Annotated in this window: 4 protein-coding genes; 2 read left to right on the forward strand and 2 right to left on the reverse strand. The window is 66.5% G+C overall.

Annotated elements, in window-relative coordinates; all coding sequences use genetic code 11:
• Positions 1 to 154 precede the first annotated feature (154 nt).
• Positions 155 to 2,329 (reverse strand): glycine--tRNA ligase subunit beta, encoded by a 2,175-nt coding sequence (gene glyS / locus AC1VWL_RS19005; RefSeq protein ID WP_482987715.1) that lies wholly within the window; start codon positions 2,327 to 2,329, stop codon positions 155 to 157.
• The gene (glyQ, locus tag AC1VWL_RS19010; protein WP_293711779.1) at positions 2,326 to 3,237 is read right to left on the reverse strand and encodes a glycine--tRNA ligase subunit alpha; all 912 of its coding nucleotides are present in this window, start codon (positions 3,235 to 3,237) and stop codon (positions 2,326 to 2,328) included. The genes glyS and glyQ overlap by 4 nt, the downstream gene beginning before the upstream one ends.
• Before the next feature lie 122 nt (positions 3,238 to 3,359).
• Between glyQ and AC1VWL_RS19015 the strand changes: the two genes are divergently transcribed.
• Together AC1VWL_RS19015 and AC1VWL_RS19020 are read left to right on the forward strand one after the other, a co-directional pair.
• On the forward strand, positions 3,360 to 5,132 hold the full coding sequence (locus AC1VWL_RS19015; RefSeq protein WP_482987716.1) for a GspE/PulE family protein: 1,773 nt from the start codon (positions 3,360 to 3,362) through the stop codon (positions 5,130 to 5,132).
• Positions 5,129 to 5,854, forward strand: coding sequence for a glutamine amidotransferase (locus tag AC1VWL_RS19020; protein WP_282272688.1), 726 nt, complete (start codon positions 5,129 to 5,131; stop codon positions 5,852 to 5,854). The genes AC1VWL_RS19015 and AC1VWL_RS19020 overlap by 4 nt, the downstream gene beginning before the upstream one ends.
• Positions 5,855 to 5,932: the final 78 nt, after the last annotated feature.

Here is a 5,932-nt window from a genome sequence, read left to right on the forward strand (position 1 = left end):
GCCTGTCTGTGTGGCTAGTGTATTTCTTTCTTTGGTTCTCCCCTCGCACCGCGTGCGCCCCCCCCCCCCCCCCACTACCGGTTGCCGGTTGCCGAGCCCACAACGCAACAGGCCCGCTTGCGCGGGCCTGTTGCGGTCAGGTGCCCAAGGCTTATCAGCTGGACAGGTGTTCGATCGCGGCCACGCTGCCGAGGCGGTCACCCAGCGTACGCAGCAGCGCCAGCCGGTTGCCGCGCAGGGCCAGGTCATCGGCATTCACCATCACCGCATCGAAGAACGCATCGACCTGCGGGCGCAGCCGGGCCAGGCGGCCGAGCACGGCCACATAGTCCTTGTGCGCCAGCGCGGTGCCGGTGTCGTCGATGGCAGCGGTGACGGCTTCGGCCAGTTCGCTCTCGGCCGGCTCGCGCAGCAGCGCCGGGTCGATCATGGCCGGGATGGCACCGTCGGCCTTGCGCAGGATGTTGCGGATGCGCTTGTTGGCTGCAGCCAGCGCTTCGGCTTCCGGCAGCTGGGCAAAGGTGCCGATGGCATCGATGCGGCGGTCGAAGTCGTACAGCGAGGCCACGCGCAGCTCGGCGACTGCGTTGAAGTGGGTGGCCGGCACGCCCTTGTCGGCGTAATAGCCCTTCAGGCGGTCGATGATGAAGTCGTAAAGCTCATCAATCCCGGTCGTAGGATCTCCGTCGCGCAGCAACACGGCTTCGTCCCTCGCCTTTGTTGCGCTAGCAAGGTCCTTTTCACCCTTGGCTTCGCTTATCGCTTTCTCAGCACTCGTCGCACAAGCACTTAAGGCACCGTGACGGGCCAATGAGATGAGATTTCGGATATCCAGATCAAACCCCGACTCGATGATGCTGCGTGCCAGACCCAGCGCGTTACGGCGCAGCGCGAACGGATCCTTGTTGCCGGTCGGCTTCAGGCCAGCAGCAAAACCGCCAGCCAGCGTGTCCAGGCGCTCGGCAATCGCCAGCACCTTGCCCAGCGGCGACAACGCGATGTCATCGGCGGCGAAGCGCGGCTGGTAGCTCTCGTCGATGGCCAGCGCCACCGACGGTGATTCGCCACCGGCGACGGCGTAGTGACGGCCAGCAATGCCCTGCAGCTCCGGGAATTCATTGACCATGCGCGACTGCAGGTCGTTCTTGGCCAGCTCGGCGGCACGCTTGGCCTGCACCGGATCGGCACCCACCTGCGGCGCGATGATCTGCGCCAGCGCGCTGACGCGCTGCACCTTGTCGGCGACGCTGCCCAGCTTGGCCTGGTAGGTGACGGTCTTCAGGCCATCGCCCATGCCGACCAGACCCTGCTTGAGGTCTTCGTCGAAGAAGAACTTGGCATCGGAGAAGCGCGGACGAATGACGCGCTCGTAGCCCTTGGAAACCTCGGCCACGTCCCTGGATTCGATGTTGGCAATACCGATGAACTTCTCGGTCAGCTTGCCGCCGCCATCGAGCACCGGGAAAAACTTCTGGTTGATCTCCATGGTCTCGATCAACGCTTCCTGCGGCACGGCCAGGAATTCGCGCTCGAAACTGCACAGCACCGCCGCCGGCCATTCGACCAGGTTGACCACCTGCTCCAGGTTGTCGTCGGTGATGCGGGCCACGCCGCCAGCCTGTGCGGCAGCGGCATTGACCTCGGCGACGATGCGCTCGCGGCGCGCGTCGGCGTCGACCAGCACGTTGGCGGCCTTCAGCGATTCAACGTAGTCGGCCGGGTTGCTCAGCCACACCTGCTTGTCGGCCATGAAACGGTGGCCACGGCTGAAGCGGTCGGAGGTCAGGCCCAGCAGCTCGGCCGGCACGATGTCGTTGCCGTGCAGCAGCACCAGCCAATGCACCGGACGGGCGAAGGCGTATTCGTGGTTGCCCCAGCGCATCGGCTTGGGGATGGGCATGGCTGCGATGGCTTCGCGCAGGATCTCCGGCAGCAGGCTGGCGGTCTGCGCGCCCGGGGTCACCGAACGCAGCACGAAACGCTCGCCCTTGGCATCGGTGGTGCGCTCCAGCGCGGTCCAGTCGATGCCGGCCTTGGCGGCAAAGCCCTGCAGCGCCTTGGTCGGTTCGCCGTTGGCGTCCAGGGCGATGTTCAGGTACGGACCGAATACTTCCGAGTGCTGCTCGGGCTGTTCGGTTTCCACGCCCGGCAACAGCACGGCCAGGCGACGCGGGGTCGACAGCGGCTTGGCATCGCCACGCTCGAAAGCCACGCCACGCTTGGCCAGGCCATCGATCACGCCATCGAAGAAGGCCTGCGCCAGGCCCGGCAGCGCCTTGACCGGCAGCTCTTCCACGCCCAGTTCGATCAGCAGCGGTTGCATGCTCATGCCTGCACCTCCTTCGCTGCCACGGCTTCGAGGCGCTTGGCCTCGTACAGCTTGGCCACCGCCTGGGCCAGCGCGCGCACGCGCAGGATGTAACGCTGGCGCTCGGTCACCGAGATGGCGCGGCGTGCGTCGAGCAGGTTGAACGAATGCGAGGCCTTGCAGACCTGTTCATAGGCCGGGAGCGGCAGGCCGGCTTCCACCAGCTTCTGTGCTTCCTTCTCGCAGGCGTCGAAGCGATGGAACATTTCTTCCACGTCGGCGTACTCGAAGTTGTAGGTGCTCTGCTCCACCTCGTTCTGGTGGTAGACATCGCCATAGGTGACCGGGGTGCCGTCCGGACCGTAGGTCCAGATCAGGTCGTAGACGTTGTCGCAGTTCTGCAGGTACATGCAGAGCCGCTCCAGGCCGTAGGTGATTTCGCCCAGCACCGGCTTGCACTCCAGGCCACCGGCCTGCTGGAAGTAGGTGAACTGGGTGACTTCCATGCCGTTGAGCCAGATTTCCCAGCCCAGGCCCCAGGCGCCCAGGGTCGGCGATTCCCAGTTGTCCTCGACGAAGCGCAAGTCATGCACCAGCGGGTCGATGCCCAGCGCCTTGAGCGAATCCAGGTAGAGCTGCTGGATGTTGTCCGGGCTCGGCTTCATCGCCACCTGGTACTGGTAGTAGCGCTGCAGGCGGTTGGGGTTCTCGCCGTAGCGGCCGTCGGTGGGACGGCGCGAGGGCTGCACGTAGGCGGCATTCCAGCTTTCCGGGCCGATCGAGCGCAGGAAGGTGGCCGGATGGAAGGTGCCGGCACCGACCTCCAGGTCCAGCGGCTGGATCAAGACACAGCCCTGTTTCGCCCAGAAATCATTGAGGGTCTGGATCAGTCCCTGGAAGGTAATCGAAACGGGGGGAGTCGCGGACATGCTGCCTGAGCCGTACGTAAGGGGTGCGTTAGTATAGCGACCGACCGCGCGATGGCCGCGCCAGCAAGGGGTTTGGGGTGGAGAACGCGGCTCTGGAAGGCACTCAGGCACCGTCACCGCAGGTGGCTATCGCCCCGGGAAGGCTGCAGTTTTCCAATATCGCCAGCGCCCTGCTGGCCGATGGGCTGGTGGCCGCGCACGACCAGGAGCGGATCCGCTTCTCTGCCCAGGGCGCGCGCAATGCCAGTGAAGTGCACCCGCTGGTACTGCTGGCCAACCTGAAACTGGCAGCCGCCACCGGAGCCGGCGAGCTCGGCCTGGAGCGCCTGACCGAATGGCTGGCCGCACGCACCCATACCCGTTATCTGCGTATCGATCCGACCCGCGTGGACGTGTCCGGCGCCACCGCCGTGGTCTCCCATGCCTATGCGCGCCGCCACCGCATCCTGCCGCTGGGCCTGGACAGCGAGCGCGTGCTGGTGGCCACCAGCGAGCCGATGGCACGCGACTGGGTGCCGGACCTGCAGCACCTGACCCGCCGCCGCATCGACATGGTGCTGGTCAATCCGCTGGACCTGCACCGTTACTCGATGGAGTTCTTCGGCGTGACGCGCTCGGTGCGCGGCGCGCGCAGCGACGCCCGTGACAGCAGCAACGGCATCACCCCGCCCAGTTTCGAGCAGTTGGTGGAACTTGGCAGCGCCGGTGACGTCAACGCCGACGACCACCATGTGGTCAGCATCGTCGACTGGTTGCTGCAGTACGCCTACGAACAGCGTGCCAGCGACATCCACATGGAGCCGCGCCGCGACAAGGGCCGGGTGCGCTTCCGCATCGACGGCGTGCTGCACAAGGTGTTCGAACTGCCGCCGTCGGTGATGACCGCGGTGATCAGCCGGGTCAAGGTGCTGGGCCGCATGGACCTGGCCGAGCGCAGGCGCCCGCAGGACGGCCGCATCAAGACCCGCTCGCCGGGTGGGCGCGAGGTGGAAATGCGCCTGTCGACCATGCCCACCGCCTTCGGCGAGAAGTGCGTGATGCGTATCTTCGACCCGGACTCGGCGTTCAAGAGCATCGAGCAGCTGGGCTTCAGCCCGGAAGAAGCTGCCGGCTGGAACGAGTTGGTGGCGCGCCCGCACGGCATCGTGCTGGTCACCGGTCCGACCGGCTCCGGCAAGACCACCACCCTGTACTCCACGCTCAAGCGCCTGGCCACACCGGACGTGAACGTTTGCACGGTGGAAGACCCGATCGAAATGATCGCGCCGGAGTTCAACCAGATGCAGGTGCAGGTCAACATCGACCTGGACTTCGCCTCCGGCGTGCGCACCCTGCTGCGCCAGGACCCGGACATCATCATGATCGGCGAAATCCGCGACCTGGAAACCGCACAGATGGCGGTGCAGGCCTCGCTGACCGGTCACCTGGTGCTGTCCACGCTGCACACCAATGACGCGCCCTCGGCGATCACCCGCCTGCTCGACCTGGGTGTGCCGCATTACCTGATCGCCTCCACCGTCAACGGCGTGCTGGCGCAGCGACTGGTGCGTACCCTGTGCCCGCACTGCAAGGCGCCAGACACGCTGACGGACGCCGATTGGGCACCACTACGTCATGCCCATGAAGCATTACCAGATGTGGTCACGGCATATGCGCCGGTCGGTTGCCTGGAGTGCCGGCGCACCGGTTACATGGGCCGGATCGGCCTGTATGAGCTGCTACCACTGGGTTCGCGACTGCGCGCCCTGATCACCCGCGACATGGATCTGGCCGGATTCAGCAAGGCCGCGGCCGCCGACGGACTGCGCACCCTGCGCCGCACCGGGCTTGAAAAGGTGGCAGCAGGGCTGACTACAATCGAGGAAGTCCTGTCAGTACTGCCGCCGCCGGAATGAAGTCCCAGCCGTTCTTGATCGTTGAAACCGGGCAACCATTCCCGACACTGCGCCGTTACGGCCGCTTCCCGCACTGGATCCGCGTCGCCGCCGGGCTGGAAGAAGCCGACACCGTGGTGGTCAACGTCGAGCACGGCGAGCAGCTGCCCGAACGTAGCGATTTCGCCGCCACCATCGTCACCGGCTCGGCCGCCTTCGTCACCGATCGCGCCGATTGGAGTGAACGCAGCGCCGACTGGCTGCGCGACGCCGCCCACGCCGGCATGCCGCTGCTCGGCATCTGCTACGGCCACCAGCTGCTGGCGCATGCCTTGGGCGGGGAAGTGGCCTACAACCCGGCCGGGCGCGAGTCCGGCACCATCCAGCTGGAGCTGGAAGCCCCGGCTTCGGCCGATCCGCTGTTCGCCGGCCTGCCGGCCAGCTTCCCAGCCCACGCCACCCACCTGCAGACGGTATTGCGCGCGCCCGAAGGCGCCACCGTGCTGGCCCGCTCGGTGCAGGACAACTGCCACGCCTTCCGCTGGGGCGAACAGGCCTGGGGCCTGCAGTTCCACCCGGAATTCGCCACCCACCATATGCGCGGCTATGTGCGCGCCCGCGCCGACTGCATCGCCCGCCACGGCGGCTGCGCCCGCAGCGTCGCCCGCGAGGTCAGCGCCGCGCCGCTGGCCCGGCAACTGCTGCGCCGCTTCGTGCGCCACGTCCGCCGCGAGACGCATTGAACCTGTTTGGCTGCACCCAACCCCTGTAGTGCCGAGCCATGCTCGGCAGAGGCCTTCCCGGTAGAGCCCCTGCCGAGT

This window comes from Stenotrophomonas sp. STEN063, from assembly GCF_056854515.1.